Annotated in this window: 12 protein-coding genes; all 12 read right to left on the reverse strand. The window is 47.1% G+C overall.

Features of this window, described 5'->3' with window-relative positions; translation table 11 throughout:
- Positions 1–447 carry a MaoC family dehydratase gene (locus CF651_RS02300; protein WP_094013203.1) on the reverse strand — a complete coding sequence of 149 codons (447 nt, stop codon included), beginning with the start codon at positions 445–447 and terminating at the stop codon, positions 1–3.
- Entirely contained in the window at positions 444–1,610 is a 1,167-nt protein-coding gene (locus CF651_RS02305) for a CaiB/BaiF CoA transferase family protein (RefSeq protein WP_245855630.1), read from the reverse strand. The genes CF651_RS02300 and CF651_RS02305 overlap by 4 nt, the downstream gene beginning before the upstream one ends.
- Positions 1,607–2,770 (reverse strand): ABC transporter substrate-binding protein, encoded by a 1,164-nt coding sequence (locus tag CF651_RS02310; protein WP_094013204.1) that lies wholly within the window; start codon positions 2,768–2,770, stop codon positions 1,607–1,609. Before CF651_RS02310 ends, CF651_RS02305 begins: the two co-directional genes overlap by 4 nt.
- Positions 2,767–4,776: an alpha/beta hydrolase family protein gene (locus tag CF651_RS02315; protein ID WP_094013205.1), complete on the reverse strand. Its 2,010-nt coding sequence runs from the start codon at positions 4,774–4,776 to the stop codon at positions 2,767–2,769. The genes CF651_RS02310 and CF651_RS02315 overlap by 4 nt, the downstream gene beginning before the upstream one ends.
- Positions 4,777–4,801: 25 nt before the next feature.
- Positions 4,802–6,094: a Gfo/Idh/MocA family oxidoreductase gene (locus CF651_RS02320; protein ID WP_094013206.1), complete on the reverse strand. Its 1,293-nt coding sequence runs from the start codon at positions 6,092–6,094 to the stop codon at positions 4,802–4,804.
- A 147-nt stretch (positions 6,095–6,241) separates the two neighbouring features.
- Entirely contained in the window at positions 6,242–9,484 is a 3,243-nt protein-coding gene (locus CF651_RS02325) for an S-layer homology domain-containing protein (protein WP_094013207.1), read from the reverse strand.
- Positions 9,485–9,598: 114 nt separating this feature from the next.
- Positions 9,599–10,483 carry an ABC transporter ATP-binding protein gene (locus tag CF651_RS02330; RefSeq protein WP_094013208.1) on the reverse strand — a complete coding sequence of 295 codons (885 nt, stop codon included), beginning with the start codon at positions 10,481–10,483 and terminating at the stop codon, positions 9,599–9,601.
- Between the two features lies 1 nt (position 10,484).
- On the reverse strand, positions 10,485–13,388 hold the full coding sequence (locus tag CF651_RS02335; RefSeq protein WP_094013209.1) for an ABC transporter permease: 2,904 nt from the start codon (positions 13,386–13,388) through the stop codon (positions 10,485–10,487).
- Between the two features lie 12 nt (positions 13,389–13,400).
- Entirely contained in the window at positions 13,401–14,432 is a 1,032-nt protein-coding gene (locus tag CF651_RS02340) for an efflux RND transporter periplasmic adaptor subunit (protein WP_094013512.1), read from the reverse strand.
- Complete coding sequence (locus CF651_RS02345) at positions 14,419–15,123, reverse strand: ABC transporter ATP-binding protein (protein ID WP_094013210.1); 705 nt, start codon at positions 15,121–15,123, stop codon at positions 14,419–14,421. Before CF651_RS02345 ends, CF651_RS02340 begins: the two co-directional genes overlap by 14 nt.
- A 223-nt stretch (positions 15,124–15,346) precedes the next feature.
- Positions 15,347–16,696, reverse strand: a complete 1,350-nt coding sequence (locus tag CF651_RS02350) for an S-layer homology domain-containing protein (RefSeq protein ID WP_094013211.1) — start codon at positions 16,694–16,696, stop codon at positions 15,347–15,349.
- 226 nt (positions 16,697–16,922) lie between these two features.
- Positions 16,923–18,248, reverse strand: a complete 1,326-nt coding sequence (locus tag CF651_RS02355) for an ABC transporter substrate-binding protein (RefSeq protein WP_245855631.1) — start codon at positions 18,246–18,248, stop codon at positions 16,923–16,925.
- Between the last annotated feature and the right edge of the window lie 108 nt (positions 18,249–18,356).

Below are 18,356 nucleotides of genomic sequence, written 5' to 3' on the forward strand. Positions count from 1 at the left end.
TCAGACCTCCTTTTTACGAACCATTAAGATATGCTCGCAAACGAGCACGATATCTCCATGCTGATTGAATACTTCACACTTTTCGGTAACCATACCGAACTGAGGCCGCTTCGCATGATCCTTTTTCTCGCTGATCGTAACCCGAACCTTGATTGTATCGCCGATAAACACCGGCTTAATAAAGCGCAACCGATCGTAGCCATAAGAGAAGGCCTCGGGGTTCATCTCCGTCGCCGTCATGCCGACCGCAACGCTAAATATGAGTGTACCGTGAGCAATCCGCTGCCCGAAATCCTGCGTCTTGCACCACTCCGCATCCATATGATGGGGATAAAAGTCACCCGTCTGCCCCGCGTGCAGGACGATATCCGCCTCAGTAATTGTCCTGCCGAATGATTCACGGGAGGAGTCAAGGTCATATTGTTCGAAATACTGCGCTCGAATCATATAGAGAACACCTCCGCTTTAATCTTGTCATTGTGTTCCCCGATTTTTGGCGCTCCGATCGAAGAAGTCAGCACTTGACCATTGATCCGGATCGGACACCGGGTCGTCGTGAGCTGCGCCCCGCTGCCATTCACTGTTTGCTGTGTCATGTTTAATGAACGAAATGCCTCATGCTCAAGCAATTGGTGCCAGTTCAGCACCTCCGCGCACCAGTAGTCCGCAGGCTCCAAGCGCTCAATCCAATAGGCCGTCGGCCGGGATAATAAATGATCTCGTAAGATGCCTTTGATTTCATCCCTTCGGCTAAACCAGGTCGATGCATCCTCGAATGCTGCGAGCGCGGTGCATTCGAGTAGCTGACCGAGCTGTACAACGGAGCCCATCGCCAAGGCGATATAGCCATCCGCTGTCTTATAAATGCCGTATGGTGCGCCAAGGTAAGCGTTCGCATTATTGACCATGCTTCGCTCAGGCAGCCTGCCGCCGTCGTTCATATGGGTTGTAAGCACCTCGAATTGAACATCGAGGATCGATTCAAGCAGGCTGACCTCCACGTGCCCGCCTCTTCCGGTAATCCCGCGCCGGACCAGACAAGCGAGGATGCCCTGCACCAAATGCGCCCCTGCGAACATATCGGCAATGGATAAGCCGAAAGGCACAGGAGGCTGGTCGCCGTTGCCGTTCAGCCATGCAAGCCCGGAGAGTGATTGCACCAGTAAATCCTGGCCTGGCTTGCCGGACCACGGCCCCATTTTTCCATAACCGGTAATTTCCCCGTAGACGAGGCGCGGGTTCCATTCCCGGACGGCTTCATACTGCAAGCCCATCCGTTCGATGACACCCGGACGAAAATTTTGGATCATGACGTCCGCCTTCTCGATCAAGGAGCGGATCAGCTTGAGATCCTCCGGATTTTTCAAATTGGCCGATACGCTCTCCTTGTTGCGGTTAATGGAATGAAACAACGTGCTGTCCCCGTCCAGCTCCATGTTGGATATATATAAGCGCCGGCACAAATCGCCGCCATCCGGCCGCTCTACCTTAATTACACGCGCCCCAAGGTCCGCAAGCCGCAATGCAGCGGACGGCCCGGACAAAAACTGCGCAAAGTCCAGAACCAGCAAGCCTTCCAGCGGTTTCACATCTTCTCCGGCAGCACTCATTTGCAAGCCTCCTCCCTAAGCTTCAAGGACTCCCTGTACAAGAGGTTCATTTGATCCAGTATATGGTCGGGATTGCCGCCATTCATCATATATTCACGAACGAAATGACCGGCATGATCTTGAAAATGCAAATACCCGTTATACCGTGGGCGTACGTAAGCCCGATCCAGTGCAGGTAGCGTATGTATAAAGTAACTGCCCGTCTGCCGGTTGTTCTCCTCATCCGTCCAAGCCAAGCGGTGCCCCGGCTGTCCTCCGCTGATCGTATAAAGTGTTCTCTGAACTTCGGGGGCTGCAGCAAACTGTGCGTAATCCAGCGCTTCGGACAAATGCTTGCAGGCCGAGGAAACAGCCAGCCCTGTGCCTCCCAAGGTGGATCGAAGAGGTTCATTGCTGCCGAAATGGACTAAATCTCCAAAGGCAAGCTTATGGAGACCATACCCCTCTCGAGCATAATTGGAATAGCCATAGGCAAATGGACAATAAGCTATGGTATCCTTTTGCGACATCGTTTCATAGACTGCAATCGGGTTCCAATGAAACATATCGGGAGGACAAAGAGCCGCTAGCTCACGCAGCGATTCCAGTGCAGCCCGGCCGATTTCCGCCGATACTGTCCTTTCCTCTTGTTGAAAAGGCTCCTCCCCATGGGCCAAACAGAGCATATAAAAATTCATCAGGCTATCGATCGGAATTCCTGGAAATGCCACACACCCTTTGGCGGCCAAGCCCAAAAGCTGTTCCCATGTCTTTGGAACTTCCGCCTCCTTGCGCTGCAGCAAGTCCTCCCGCCAGGAAGCAACAGGTGTGGCAGCATCGATTGCCAATGCCGTCTGCACCCCGTCAAATTGATAGCTGGCATGGGATTGGCCCACCGCATGCACAGCTTGATCTGTAATAAACAATTCCGGCACATGCTTATTTAGTGGCAGCAGTGCACCCGATTGGGCGGCATAGCCCGCCCACGGATGGTCGATAACCAACAAATCATAAGCATCGATCAATTGATGAATCGGCGCGTCGGCGAATTCCTGCAGCGAACGCTTCTCCCATTGGATGGAAACGCCCGGATGAAGCTCTGCGTAGCGCTGGGAGGTTGCCACCATGGGAAGGTAACCACGCGTATGGTTCCATGTAATCCCCTTCAGCACAATACTCATAGTATCTTCCTTTCTGCTTCCGATATGGAGGAGGACACGGCCCTGCCAAGCCTTCCCTCGTCCTCGAGCCAGCGATCCGCATCCGTAAGATCCAGATAGTGCAGCATGCCGGGTATAATATAGCTTAAGGAATCCGTCTCATTATAAAAAGGCTCCCGGATCCAATCAGCCAAACTGTTCATTCGATTTTCCATAAGCACATTCTGAATGCGATGATCCAAGAGTCCGGCCAAGCCTGCATATACCGCATAACGACCGCTTCCATATAATTGGATATCGGAGCTATCCACATTTTTCATGCCTGCTACCGCCTCAACCGCTCGCAGCACGTCGTAGGTGCGCAACGCCGCCATGCTGTCACCCAGCCACATAAGCTCATCGGAAAATCGATCCATCATTCCGAATCGCTTAAATGCATTTTCCGTTGGAGAATTCAGGTGCGGCAGCAGCGGGCCAATTCCCGTCGGATTCAAAACCAACACAATGCGATCCTGGGAGCACGTGTGCTCAATCCATTCTGCGTGAGCGTCAAGCTGACTGGAGCCTCCGTCCCACACCGCAATTGTTACAGGCAATCGGCGTCCCGAATGCTTGGACTCGAAAATTTGCATCCCATGATTCAGCAGTCCGGGCTGGCTCCACCAGACCGAACGGATGAGCCACAGCGATCCAACCTCTCCGCCGCCGGATGGGCGCGGATTAAGATCGCAATACGGACGGTTAGCAATCACACGGTTGCGAAGCCAATCGAGGGCCCGTTTTTTTCTCTCGGAGTTGGACAGCGATTGACGTGCCTTCTCGATCTCCGCCAAGCGTTCCGTATTTTCCACAAAAGTACTTTTGGCAAATGCGAGCTCCCCGATCACTTGACCGCTGCGCGTGCATTTTAACTCCTCAGCCGGAATTAATTGAATCTCCGTTTCCGGGACGGACGCTGGCAAAGGATGCCCCAATAAATATTTGGCGAAAAATTCGGCCGCAGCTTTAGCCAACGGCACGGTAAAGCGGTGGACATTTTCATCCTCGAAAATATCCAACCGCTCCCCTGCTCCATGCATCTCCCAAAACCTGCGGTTGACCGAAACCGTATGCCTCGGTCCCTCAATAGGCACGGAATCATACGTGGTTGCCAGTATGCGGACCGGACGCGGTGCCATCGCCATCACGATATCCTCATGGTCGAAGCCAAGGGCGGAGAAGCCCGGCCATTTCTGCTCGGCATCCTGCGCTTTGCCTGTCAGCAGGAAGTAGGGCCTGTTCATAATAAAGCCCCCTGGAGCTGCGGCAGCAATCCGCTCGTCATACATCATCACAAGAGAGGTTTGCGTCCCGCCCCCTGAATGCCCGGTAACGCCGATTTTCTTGGGATCCACCTCCGGACGGGTGGACAAATAATCGATGGCCCGAACGGCATCATGCAGCATATAGCGGGCCAGACTATCCCCCAGAGGCATACATTGACGGCCGACATTCTCGTGCTCGGTAACACTGGTCATGGGCGCTTCCTTCCGGATCGGATCATAGAATCCGAACCGCTCTCCTTGCCCTACCGGGTCTAGTGACAGAACAACCAAGCCGCTGTGCACCAAATAGTGGCATACCGTCTGGTACTCATCACAATGCTTCGCTTGTTCCCGGTGTCCGCACAACAAAAGCACCGCTCCCGTAGGTCGGGTCGTGTTATCCGGAATGTACAGGTTCGCCGTTGCGTAAACATGCGGTCTCGGCTCGAAAATGACCTTTTCTACCCGAAACCCATTTCCCTGAACTGTCCCTGTAATCACCGGATTAAGTGGCGTATCGGAACCCGGGAGCCCTCCAACGCAGCACTCTATCCCCTCTCTGATATCCCTTTGTCTCTGTTTCAATTCGTCTATGTTCGTAACAGCCCGTCTTGCCTTCTCACCTCTCTCCGCAGCGCGCATAGCGGACTCATACACCCAGCGGGGCAGCTGGCTCTTTACATCAAAATGGGCAACGCCCACTTGTTCGAATTTTTCAAACACGGCTTCCTTCGACTCCTTCCTATCGTTAAGCACGGCTCTCCACAGCCAATAAATCCGCAATGCGAACAGGCTGGTTGCTCTGTACTGACTTCCATATGGCTTCCCCGGTTAATACGGAGGCAGCCCCTGCCTCTGCCCCGGCCAATATCTCATAAGACCGGACTGGATCGGGACCGAGGAACAAATCCTCCAGCAAGAGCGGATCCCCTCCACCATGCCCCCCTTGTCTCGGCACGACATGAATGGTTTCTTTGCCCCCGAACAACGGGAAGTAATCAATCGTCTGCTCGACTTCTTGAGGAAAGGTACGTTTGGACAGCATCTCCTTCGTTTCGATCCTTCCCTTCGTGCCGTTGATTGCAAGCCTGTAGCCCTCATAAGGCAAAGAAAAATTGACCGAATAATTCATAAACGCGCCCTTGTCATACTTGATGACGGCTGCATAAGTATCTTCAATATCAATTTCGGAATCGAAAATACAGGCATCCGCTCGATACCCGGTATAAGCGCTCGGTTTCGTCTCTATTCCAGTAAGATGGTCATCCTCCGGCACGACCTCCTTGCTTCGGGTGGACCATCTCATGAAGTAGCTGCACTGCTGCTTGACATGACAAGCACCGCAATACCTTCCGTCTTCTTTTGACGGATTCATTTCCCCGTCCGGGCCAAAATAATTCAGCGCCCCATAAGCAAACGCTTCCACAGGCTTCTGATCAATCCACCAATTGACCAAGTCGATATGGTGGGTGCTTTTATGTATGGATAGCCCGCCGGAATGGCTTCTTTTACGGTTCCACCTTTTGAAATAGCTGGCGCCGTGATATGTATCGAGGTACCAGTTTAAATCAACGGATGTTACTCTGCCGATCCTCCCCTCCCGAACCAGCTCCTTGATACGGGTGTGAATGGGGGCATACCGGTAATTGAAAGCTACATGAAGCTTTCCCTTGCTATGCTTTTGCGCTTCAATAACTCGCAGACAATCGATTCCTGTCGTCACCATCGGTTTCTCCGAGATGACCTCAAGATCGTGTTCTAGCGCTTTCACGATATATTCCGCATGGGTATGATCCGCCCCGGCGACAATCACTGTATCGGGGTTCGTCTCCCTGATCATCTGATCAAATTGATCCGGCCTATAGACCGGCAGACCGCTTAAGGTCGGAAATTTTCTAAAGCAATTTGCAAATCGGCCGGGATCTGCATCCAGCAGCCCAACGATCTCACAGTGCGACCGGAACGTGTCCAGCATGGGCTTGATAAACATCCCGTTAGCCCTTGTGCTGACACCGCAAATGACGTATTTTTTTGTTGCCAAGGTGCTCCCTCCCATCATAATGTAAGTATACAAATGAAACGATGGTGGAAAATTAGTAAATCCAATCTGAAATATAGGTTGATTGCGCTGGGATGGTGTAAATAGAAAACCCTGACCAGAATCGCCAGGGTTTAAAGTGGAACATCCTTATTTTAGGGTAACAGTAAGTGTAACTGTCCTTTTATCCGGTCCCGTTCCGTTGATTTTAAAGCTTTGCAAGTTAATTTTACCTGAAGTATAGCTGCCGCTTTTAGGTTTGAAAACAAGCTTGTAGTCATCCGTCATATAGAACGTATCTTTATTTGCTTCCGTCGTACCGGCTAGATAAGTAACATCTGATAGAGTAAGGGTGGCTCCAAACCTCCCCAGAAAAGGTGTGAGCGATTCGCTATTTTTATTTTGTGATTTATCTGCGCTGTTAATAAAAGCGTTATTCATATCGTCAATTATTCTTATGCCGTTGGCAATCTTCGTATCCCAGATATAATAACCGTCAAGCTCCGTCAGCTTAGGAATCAGGCTAGTTTTACCAAATTTTAATTCACTGAATGTTAGATCAGAACTGAATACAGTAAAATTAACGTTAATGCTTTTCTGACCGTTCGGTGTTTTAAATACAATGTTTGCGCTAGTACTCCCTGGGTTTAAACCTACCATTTTCGTTGGGGAATCTTTTTTATCTACCGCTACAATTCGTGAATCAGCAAAACTCATGCTCGTAATTTGTGCCGTAGGTATCACTGTTTCATTCCCGTCTTTGTTCTTAGCTGAAATACTCAAGCCTTTGGTGAAGTCACTTTTGTTTTTAAAAATATTCGCAGCATCTGTCTCATCTGCTATAGGATTTTTGTCCTTTTCGTTTTTGTTTACTTTCAGGCCGGAGTCGACCATAAATTTACCGACGGCAAACAAACTTGTATCAGCATTTAAATAATATTTTAATTCGTCGTCATCTGCATCCATCTCTTTCCAAGTATACATTTTTGCTTTGGCTACAATAGAATTCATGCGGGTCTCTATAGGCCATTTGGTAGGATCCGAAATGGAAGGATCTTTTTTTGCTTTGACTAACGTTGCAGTTACTTGATAAGTTCCTTTTTTAATACTATCCGGAGCCATGTTAATATTTTTTTCGTTGGCGTCCATAACTGTTCTTCTTGCAATATTATTGGTGTCATCCAACTTAAAGGCCGGAGATCCTGAAAATGTTCCAGTGAATGCGCCGGTATCTCCACTTAACTTTTCCCATTTGTATTCGATCTGGTATTCATCGTTTTTTATTCCCTTGTAGGACGTATCATATTGGTCTTTTACAATAAATTGCGGTTGAACACCTCTTTTGGCTTCTTGTATAACTGTATAGGTTTGACTTGGTTCAAAGCCCGACTTTTCAAGAACCGCGGGAAGTCTTTTATTTTCAACTGTATATTCAGCCGTTGCTCTTTGGCTCACATTGTCTACGCTTACCTCAATCGATTCTTTACCTTTTCCTGTTACCTCCAAAATGCGAATATTTCCTTTATTTGCTCCGGATAATTCAATTGGCCCCTCTTCTCCTCCAATGATTGAGCCTAATTTCAATGCACTGCTGCTCCGTACCTTGATTTTACCTGCTTTGAAGAGTTCAACTCTTTCATCCGGTGAAAATTCATACCCTTCCGCATCTCGAATGGCCAGCTCGACCGGAATATTAACATCGCCTTCGGCAATGACTGAAGAACTGAGATCTTTAATTTCAATGCTTGCCGGCACTTTAGGAGTGACCATGCTGAAGTCCTTAGTTGCAATGTGTCCTGAGCCTGCGGACATTAAACGTAAAGTGGCAGATGTGTCTTTCTCTATATCTGTAAGTGCCTCCAGTTCAATCTCAGGATACCCATCATAATCATTATCAAAGAAAACAATATCCCCTCTATCCTCGAACAATTGCTCCCCATCGTAGCTAATCAGCATATCCTTATTTAATGTCTCCGTATCATCGAGTCGGTTTCCATACTGATCATATGCAGTAAAAGCCAAGTAGACCTTATCACCAGGCTGCAAATATTTCTTTTTTTCCTTAAATGTTACATCGCCAAAATCCACCTTGGATACCATAACACGGTCCCCTACGGTAAATACTTTATTCGCTGACATATTGTGCTCCCTATCAAAAATAGATATGGATATAGCACTCCCTCTTTTTTCATCGCTTAAGTTCAGACGAAAAGCTTGTTTACCTGTAATGTTTTGTGGTGATAGCTTCGATCCGGCCCGAATTTCAAAACGATGAGCACCTAAATCTGTCTGCTCTCCATACTGATTCAATTGTTTGAAATCTACAATGACTTTGCCCCGTGGCAGCTCGCCCGAAGTATTCGTGAATTCCAGCTTGCTAATTTGTTCATCCTCGGCAGTAAATTCAGCTGTTTTTTTATCCATCACCGTTTCAGCCAAGCCTGAGAGCTCAACAGAGTAGCTTCCTTTTATAAGCTTTTGATCCAATGTCAATATTACTGTCTTTTGATCGTCAGACCAGGAACTTGTAGTACTGAAGGCGGTCCCTTCCTTCTTTACAGCCAATATAATTTTTTCCATCTTTTCGGAATCCAAGGTTCTGTTAAAAGTTACCGATACTTTCTTCGCTCCTACAGGCTTAACCTCCTCGATGGAAACTTTTGCAGTATCTTTTAAATCTGACATAACATTCATGGCATCATATACAGATTCTACTAACATTCTTCTCGTAACCTTACGGTCCGATCCGTGAAAACGACCATCATCCTGGTTTTGCATTATTTTTAACTGCAATGCATAGGTAACAAACCGGGCGGAAGTTTTGTCAACTCTATCTTCATTGGCAATACTCAAATCCACAATGGGGGTAACATTTCTTGCCTCGTTTACCTTACCCAAGGCATAAACTAAATATTTGGCAAGATCCTGCCTGTTCAGATTATCTTCGTAATCGATTACTCCGCCATCTGGATTAATAAGGCCCAGTGTCTCAAAAGATTTAATTAACTCAGGATTTGTAAGCGCTTCATCGGAAGTTGATGTAAAACCAGCTTTTGCCGCCTTGACAAATTCCTCGCGAGTAATCAAATTGTCGGGGCCGAATGTGTTTTCCGACTCAGGAACAAAAACTCCCCTTCGAATAAAAAAATCAAATTTTTCTTTTAAATCTTCGGGTAAACCCGTTAAATCACTGTAATTTTCTGAAAGCTTTACTTCTGAATCAGAAATTTGGGATGCAACATCCGGTTTCACTACCTGGGTAGCGCTTTCATTTGTGTCTGCTTTAATTTCCGTCGCAACCGCCCCATCCGCTTCTTCCGCAGCATAGGCAGCAGGAAGAAGCGACATCGCCACAAGCAAAAAGGATAACGACCAAGCTATGTGTTTCTTCATTTTTCGCACCTTCTTTTCCTTTGTTTTTAATAGATTTCGTGATATCTCTAAAGTATTACGAAATAGTGAAAAATTTATAGGCGTTTTACGGCATGTTTATAGGCACATTTTTTCTTAATCGGGAGGAAGCAGCACAATTTTCCCTTCCTCGAGGGTAACTTGTATTTTATTGGAATTTTTGAGACCAATCGCTTCAAGGTAGCCTGTTGGAATTTGCAGCCTTCCGGCTTGGTCCAGCACGGCATACTCCACATGGGACTCTTCTTCAAGAACACCGGTCTCCTGCCCTTGTTCCATCTCAAGCTGCTCTTGATCGTACGATTTCCGGCGTAAAATCTCAGACGACGTCTTTCCATCTCGTATTGCGACTACACGGTCCACTTTTTTCGCAAGCAAGGGGTCGTGTGTCACGATAACGATCGTAATGCCGAGCTGCTTGGTTAATTGCCGAAACAAATCCAAAATTTGATTCGCCATGTTCGTATCTACCGAACCGGTCGGTTCATCCGCAAGTAACAGCTTGGGATGGTTGGCAAGCGCTATAGCTATGGCTACACGCTGCTGTTCTCCACCCGACAGCTGATTCAAGCGGTTGTTCAAGCGATGGCTTAATCCTACCGCCTCGAGTAGCTCCAGAGCCCTCGCCCGCTTCCGCTGACCTTTGAGAAGAATCGGCAGCTCTACGTTTTCCAACGCAGTCAAATAAGGGATCAGATTCCGTCCGTTATTTTGCCAAACAAAGCCTACTGTTTCTCTTTTGTAAGTGACCAGATCCTTCTCGGACATGTGCAATAAATCCTTACCGTCCACAGTTAAACGTCCTGCAGACGGCCGATCCAGCCCACCAAGCATGTTCAATAGGGTCGATTTACCACTGCCGCTGTTGCCGATAATGGCCATAAGTTCACCGGTATCCACATGCAAATCAAGGCCTTGAAGGGCAACAACCTCAAGATCGGCAATTTTATAAATTTTAACTAAATTTTCACAATGAATCATGCTAATCCTCCCCCAGCTTAACGGCTTGATGAATCCGGATACGTGACACAATATGACCTAATATGACCAGACCTGATGTAATCATCACTGTTACGATCCAATACAGCCTTACCTGGTCATGAGGATCAAAGGTGACTTTAAACGGCGGCACCTGTGTTTTGGGATCAAAGGACATTTCGAACAAAGGTACGAACCATTGACTCGCCATGCTCCCCGTACCGAGCCCTATAAGGATGGCGGCTCCGGATATTAACACCTGTTCTCCAAGCAGCATCGCAAGCAGCTGAAAGAAAGAAATCCCCATCGCGCGCAAAATGCCGAATTGAAGTGTTCTTGCATGAAGTGACAACACCCAATAGAGCAGAAAACCGAAAAAGCAGATTACAATGGAAATGAGGAAGCCCAACGTCATAACCCCATTGATAGCCATTTGGAATGGGTCTTTGATCGCTTTAATTTGCTCCTGTTTGGCATCTCGAAGCGATTCGATATCGTAGCCATGGTCAGCAACAGCCTTGTACACCGCTTGACTGCTCGCCTCCGGCTTCAGCTTCAACCAAACCTCATACGGCTCCAACGCCAAATTGTTCTGAATATAAGGCAAATGCCCCACGACCAGCATTGGCTTCTTGACTTTAGTACTCGTGCCTTGCTTGGTAGTCACCGTCACTTGATCGTTCGCACCCGGGTTTGGGTTCCATGAAGGCCAGTAATCGATAATGCCGAATACAGTAAACTGATTGCCCTCGATTCCATTCCAGCCCAAAGTGATCGTGTCACCTGACTTTAAGCTATACTCCTCCGCCATAGATCTCGATATTAATACAGCCGATGGGCTTGGTGCGATCAGATTCAAATAATCATAAAAATGATGCCCCAGCAGGCCAGGACGAATCCAAGCCGTTTGCCCGAATTCCTGTGTATCGATCCCCATAAGCTGAACGGTATCCTTCGTTTTCCCGCGAGTAAAGGTCGCATCCTTCTTGATGAATACTTTGGCTGCGTGTTCAATGCCTGGCAGTTGAGTAAAAGGGAGAAAGGACGGCTCTGTGTACTGTGTTTTACGTTTCGAGGCTGCCGGATCGGTATTTTCCTCGGTTATTTCCACTCCATCCTCACCGGTAATACCGGTTAAAATCGCCGGAGGTGCATCATTCTCCCATCGAATTTGCATCGTAATATCTGCCCCGGCAGAATAACGAATTTTATCCGAAGTATTCTTGTTGATCGTGCGCGTTGCGCTTGCACTGAACAGTCCTGTTGCAATCGTAATAATCAAGAATACCATAATGAATTGATATTGAATGGTGGAACGACTGACTTGAATTAAAGTAAAATACAAGGCAGGCGACCACCACCGCCGACCGGCTTTGTATACTAGCTGCATAAACAATGGATACAAACGGAGAATGAGCAGGCCACAGCCAAGTATAAAAAATGCCGGGATTAGAAACAACAGCGGATCTACCCTTAAATCGCCGGATTTAAGACCTAACGCTAGCAAGTCTTTAATACGCGTCTTGTAGTTGTATAAGCCATAGAGGGAAACGGCAACTAAGATCACGTCAATAAAATACGTGTGCCAGAACGATTTTTTTTGCTGTCTGGCAGACTGCTGCTTATGGCCGACAATCGTAACCTTGGTTGCGAGAAATACCGGGATCAGTGTCATAACCAAGGAGCAGGCAATGGCTGCCAAAGCATACAGGAAGGCTTCCCGGTTCAAGGAAACATCCAGCTTGGCCCGCTGTACGAACTCGAGAAATCCGCTTGAAGCACCAAGCACTCTTGTCAGATGCATCCCTAGATAGGGGCCGATTAGAAAAGCGATTGTGCCAAGCACCAAGCCCTCTGCCACGTATCCCATAATAATTTGAGTCCGGCTGGCACCACGGCTTCGAAGTACGGCGATTTCCGTCTTTTGACGTTCGGTAATAAGATTGGCCACCATGTACAAATAAAATCCAAGCATGAGAACCACTGGTACATTTAATGACCAGAGCATCATCTTTAAATTGGCTTCTTTTACATAATAAGCTCCCAAAGTTTGCAGTGCCGGAGCGTTATAATTGTGGTTCTCATATCGATCATCCAAGTGCTTATCTATCATAAAGTGGGTCGAAATAAAGCTGCCGATCGTTAACAGCGTCATCTGTGTATAATCCAATGCAAAGTACCAATAGCTGGACTGGACGTTAAGTTTATCCCCCGTTGTAAAATCCTTCTCGAACAAGGCAAAATCAATCACGAAACTGTTCTTGTAGCTGCTTGGGATGTTATACCAGAACAGGTCCGAATAATCTTTGCGGTCGAACACCCCCACAGGCTTAATAAGTACAGGGTCCTTCCTTGTATCGTCCTGAATGACGAACACGGTATCCAGCACCATGCCCAATTCCGTTAATGCCTCGGGTATAACCAATGCTTCATAGATTCCGTTAACGGCTTCTTTGGCAGGCATTCGGCCATCGACCAGCCGGAGATGCCCGTCCATTCCGTCGATAGCGGTAATGTCTGCGGAACGCTGCCGGTTGATATCAACCTTGTCCGTTTCGGCCGGAGCTAAATTGTATCTCTGCGTTGCTCTTTCACGCACAAAATATTGCATCGGTAGGCCGAATCGATCCCCGTTCTTTTGCAAAAACGCGTCGGTTTGCGGTATTTTAACAGACTTTTCCTTCTCCTCCGCAGGCAGGTTAACGGACAGCCAATAAATGCCGGGATATTGGGCATTCGTCGTCTGCAGCTGCTTCAGTTCTTGTATGAGCAGCCTTTGCAATATTGCATTCGTATAAATAGGCATACTGCTCGTTAAGGCGACGGATAAAACCAACCCGAATAACAGACTAAGCTGAAGCCATTTATTATTGACCATTTTGCGAAGGATCATGATAAATAATGCCACTGTCTTAGCCTCCTAATTGGCCAAAATAATTTTTTGGCCTTCCGTGATGCCTTTACGGATTTCCACTTCGGTTGCAGCAACGATTCCTTTTTCCACATCGATTTCTTTACGGCTTTCGCCGTCAAGCACCTGCACATAGTCACGTCCCATATAGCTTCTCAGTCCGGCACGAGGAATGACGACGACATTGTCTCTTTTCTCCGTAACGACTGTAATGTCTGCCTGGGATCCGATTGTTATCTCCTGCGGCAAGTCCAAGACATTGATTACAAGCGATTTATTGTTCTTGTCCTGAACCGTTTTGTTGTCGCTGGGCGCGGCTGACATGGGCGTCTGGACAACTTTGCCGCTGTAGGTTTTGTCCTTTATTTTCACAATGACATCCATATTAATTTCAACCCCGGCAAGGTCGTTCTGGCTTGAAGCTGTATAAATCAATTTCATTTGCTTAGGGTCAGAAAGCGTTACCAATTGTTTATATGCCGCAACATCTTCACCGGGCTTTATAGGTTCAACGAAAGTTACTATGCCATCGGAGGCAGCTACAAGTCTGGAATTTTGCAGCTGGTCCTGAAGCGCTTTCAATTGAATTTGAGCACTTTCCATATCCAGCATCTTCAGCTTCACGGAAGGGTCTTCGGCACCTTTGTCAGCCACTTCCTGCATTAATGAAATTTTAACCTTCTCAATTGCAATTTCTTGAACTCGTATTTTCGTAACAAGCTCGCTGGTTTCAGTGGTCGCAACGACATCACCCGCTTTAACGTAATCCCCCAGCTTTACATTGATTGCAATAAGCTTGCCTGCCGATGTTTTGTAATACAGGTAGTTCGTCTTGTCCGAAGCAAAGGTAGCGACACCGGTAATTTGTTTCGAAATAGCAGCCCGCTTGGCTTCCACAACATTCAATGTCTCTTTTACCGGTTGCACTAACGGCGGCTGCAGGGCCTCCTCCTCCACAGGGAGCAGGGAACAGCCTGTCAAAGCACTTGAGAGCAATGTGACTCCGCCCCATAGTAGCAGATGGGATTTAAGCTTCCTCAACAATTAGACCATCCTCCAATGCGTATACTTGGTCAACTACACTCATAATTGCAGGATCGTGCGTAGTAAGAATAATTGCCATACCTTCATGCTGCACAAGATCGCGAAACACCTTCATGACCTGCATGCCCATCTTGCTATCCAACTCTGCAGTAGGTTCATCCGCCAAAATAAGGGATGGCTTGTGCGCAATAGCTCTGGCAATGGCTACCCGCTGCTGCTCTCCCCCTGACATTTCAAATGGCCGGTGCTGCATCCGGGTTTTCAAACCTACGAGCTCAAGCGCTCTTTCTGTATACGCCTTGTGAAGTGAGGCGGGGATACCGGCGATTCGAAGGCCAAACTCCACATTTTCGTAAGCCGTCATTAAAGGAACTAAGGCAAATGATTGAAAAATGAGCCCCATATGCACCCTTCTATGCTCATTGCGCGCTTTCTCCGAGAGCCCGCTGATTTCCGTCTCATTGAAAAACACTTTACCCTCCGTAGGTCGGTCCAATGCTCCCAATATATTAATTAAGGTCGTCTTGCCGGAGCCCGATCTTCCCTTCAAAGCAACAAGCCGCTTCGGAGGAATCGATAAATTAGCCCCCTTCAATGCATGCACCGCTGCCGAACCTCGTCCGAATACCCTTGTGACCCTCTCGGCTGTGAGAAGGGGGGCCGTAGAAATCACTTGTTCGTTATTCAACCCGAACCACTCTCCTAAGCGCTTTCCTGTTGGAATAATTGCCTCGAAATCAAAAAGTCTACCCCCACCATACTATGAAACCTTTGCGTGGGAGTAGGCGGTTTAGTTCAATTTTATAGGCTGTTTCTGGCATTCATGATGGGATTCACAGTTTATGAATATGAAAAAGCCCCAGTTTGGAAACTGGGACTTAGTCGATGCTGCTATTTTAGATGGGAACTACTTAAGGATTTTGAATGCACCAAAGTGCGGATGCATCAAACAATTTCCAAAGTTCGTCGGTTGCATATTCTTTCATAACAGCATCGTCCTTTAAGCCAAACAAAACAGTGCGTGCTGCTACAGGTTCGTTTAAAATATTTTTCGAACCCTTCTCATAACCAATAATGATCCCTTTTGCTGGATCGTCCTTGGATGCAACAATGATTTTCCCATCACCACTTGGAAAGCCATAGGAAAGAGCTGCTGGCTCATAAAACACTTGTACATCTCCTTTTAAGCCAGCCGCAAGTGGGTGATCGCTATTTTGAATAGTTACCGTTGTCTGTTTCAAAATATCCGATTTCTCAGAAATTTTAGAGAAATCCGCATCGCCGAAAGAAATCGATTTAATGTAGATAATTGGGGCTTTAAGGCCCTTAAGTTTCTTTTGTACATATTTCGAATTGGTAGAGGTTCCGATTACAACCAAATCATATCCTTCAACAGCTTCTGCAGTAATTTTAGTACTAGCTAGGCGAGTAACTTCAAATCCTAGTGATTCCAGACGACTTACCACTGGTTTCTCTTCATCACGTAACTTGGCATTACCAGTGTTCACGTCACTTGTAATAATTGCTTTCTTCCCCTTCGCCGAAACATCTCCACCCTTAGAAGGAGTTGTCGGAGCAGGTGTAGGCGTTGCAGGTTGCGTTCCAGGCGTCTCCGCCGGTTTCTTGACCTCTGCGAACAGCTTCTTCGACTCGAAGCTAGCTAGCGCCAGCATTTTACGTGTTGCCGGTGCTTTGCCTCCGAAGCTGCCATCGTCCAGCTTGGTCAAGATGTTTTTCTCCAAAGCTAGCGCTACATACCCTTTAGCCCAGTCGTCAACCGTGGAGTCTGTAACCGGTGTCGCCTTCTTGGCAGCATCATCCAAGCCGATACCGCGAATGAGGAATGCAGCCAGCTCTTGGCGTGATACGGCACCGGAAGGATTATAAGTTTTGCCTTCGGAGTCGTAGCCGTTAGTTAGTCCGGCTTTTTTCAGCGCCTCGACATAGGTTAGAGACCAGTGGTCCGAAGGCACATCGTTAAAGGTTGAACTTGTAAGCGTTTTATCGACAGACAGTGAAAAAATGAGCGAAGCCACTTTGGCAAACTGGGCGCGATCCATTTGTGCATCCAGACCAAACGTATCGTCAGATAAGCCGCTAAACACACCAGAGGAGATCAGCTCGTCAAACTTGACCTTTTGCTCCTGCGGAAGATTGCCAAGATCCTTAAATTGACTTGAATCTGCTGCTGCTGCAAAGCTAAACGAAAACATGGTCAGAGCCAAAAGGAAAAAACATAAAAGGGACGTAATTTTTTTCATCCAGCACACCTTCCTAAATTTAGTCATCCTACTGAAGCAAATAAAAAACACATCGATTCGGTTTTATAGTAACCGCTTGCAGAACGAAATTAACACCTCCATTCACAATTCCGTAATTCATAATGATTTTATCCTACTCTTTAAAAATAATACGAAATGGAGTACAAACTATAGGCGCATTAACTCGACATTATAGGGTCATTGTTCCTTGATGCGTAGTCAAGCCCTATTTCTTCACAGCCTTTTGCAGCTCAGCTTTGGCAGCCTTCTCAGCAGCTATGGCCTTGGTCTCTCTTTCCTCCGTCATCCGGAGAGCCGTTACCGAATCTTTGGACTCGCTGAAAATAAGCGGTGCAAACACCCCCGGCGTATTCACCAAATGATACGTTAATCCCGCCGCACGGCCAGGGGCTGCAGGAGCATAGTTCCCATAAAAAAGGGATGCGATATTTTTCCCCTTCATGTAAGGAAGATTGGCGCCAAAGGCATCCTTTACCGCCTGCGTTTGCAGCGGTCCTATATTCCCCTCCTTCGCAAGCTCGACTTGCATCTCTTCACTTAACAAATACTCAATGACTTTGAATGCGGCATCCTTCTTTTTCGATTGCTTGGTAATGTAGACGGAAGAAACATTCGGTTGATACCTGTTATTCGGATGATCAATGAAGACCGGAGGCGTCGAGATATCGAAGTTCAGATTCGGGTTATCCTGATGAAACTTGACAATTCTATCTGCCGAGGCGACAGCCATAGCGATATTGCCGAGCGGAAATTTCTCTACTGTGTCAAACTGATTTGCAGGAATATCGTAAAAACGTCTTAGATTGTCAACCATCTTCACCCAGCCCTCCGAGGTCATACTCGCCCTATCTTCGGTTGGATGCAGCGGATTTAATGAAAGCTGATTATAATTCATGTAATGGCCCGGGTGCTGCGAATAGCCCTTATACGTAATTTCACCTTCTACGCGAGTCAGCTTCTTTGCTTTCTCATAAGCCTCGTCGTAGGTCATACCTGCCTTCGGATATTCAACGCCGAATTTATCGAAAATATCTTTGTTATAAAAAAGAATAAAGTCACTCGTTTGGAACGGCAAACCGTAAATGGACCCGTCTGATGCAATGTTCTTCATTCGGTCCATCATCGCCGGATTTAATCGGGAGGTATCAAAATTGTATTTTTTGATCAGCTCCCTCATGTCATATTGAAGGTCGTTATCAATAATATACCGGTTCACATTCAAAAACGAATCGTCCATAATAATGTCGGGAATCGTTCCTGCAGCAATCAAATCCTGGTACTGCCTTCCTGGATTATCCCAATGCACATGCTTAAACTTCAGATCTGGAAACTTCTTTTTTATAAATTGTCCGATCTGCTTCTCGAAAATTTCTTCCTTCACATAATAAGCAGGCCACACGGTGTAAATAAACAACTCATTATCGTTAGAGGTCTCCTCCTGTTTCACGATCCCTCCGACTGGACCGGTTTCGCACCCGGCAAATAGAAGAAATGCCGACATACACGCCACAACTCCCGCAGATTTCCGCATATTCATTACCTCCTAGTTATAATCGCTGTTATTTAACATAGAAAAAAAAGACCATCCATAATGTAAGTACGATTCCCTACGATATGGATGGTCTTTTCTCAAATACTT

This window comes from Paenibacillus rigui, assembly GCF_002234615.1.
GTDB classification, from domain to species: Bacteria; Bacillota; Bacilli; order Paenibacillales; family NBRC-103111; genus Paenibacillus_S; species Paenibacillus_S rigui.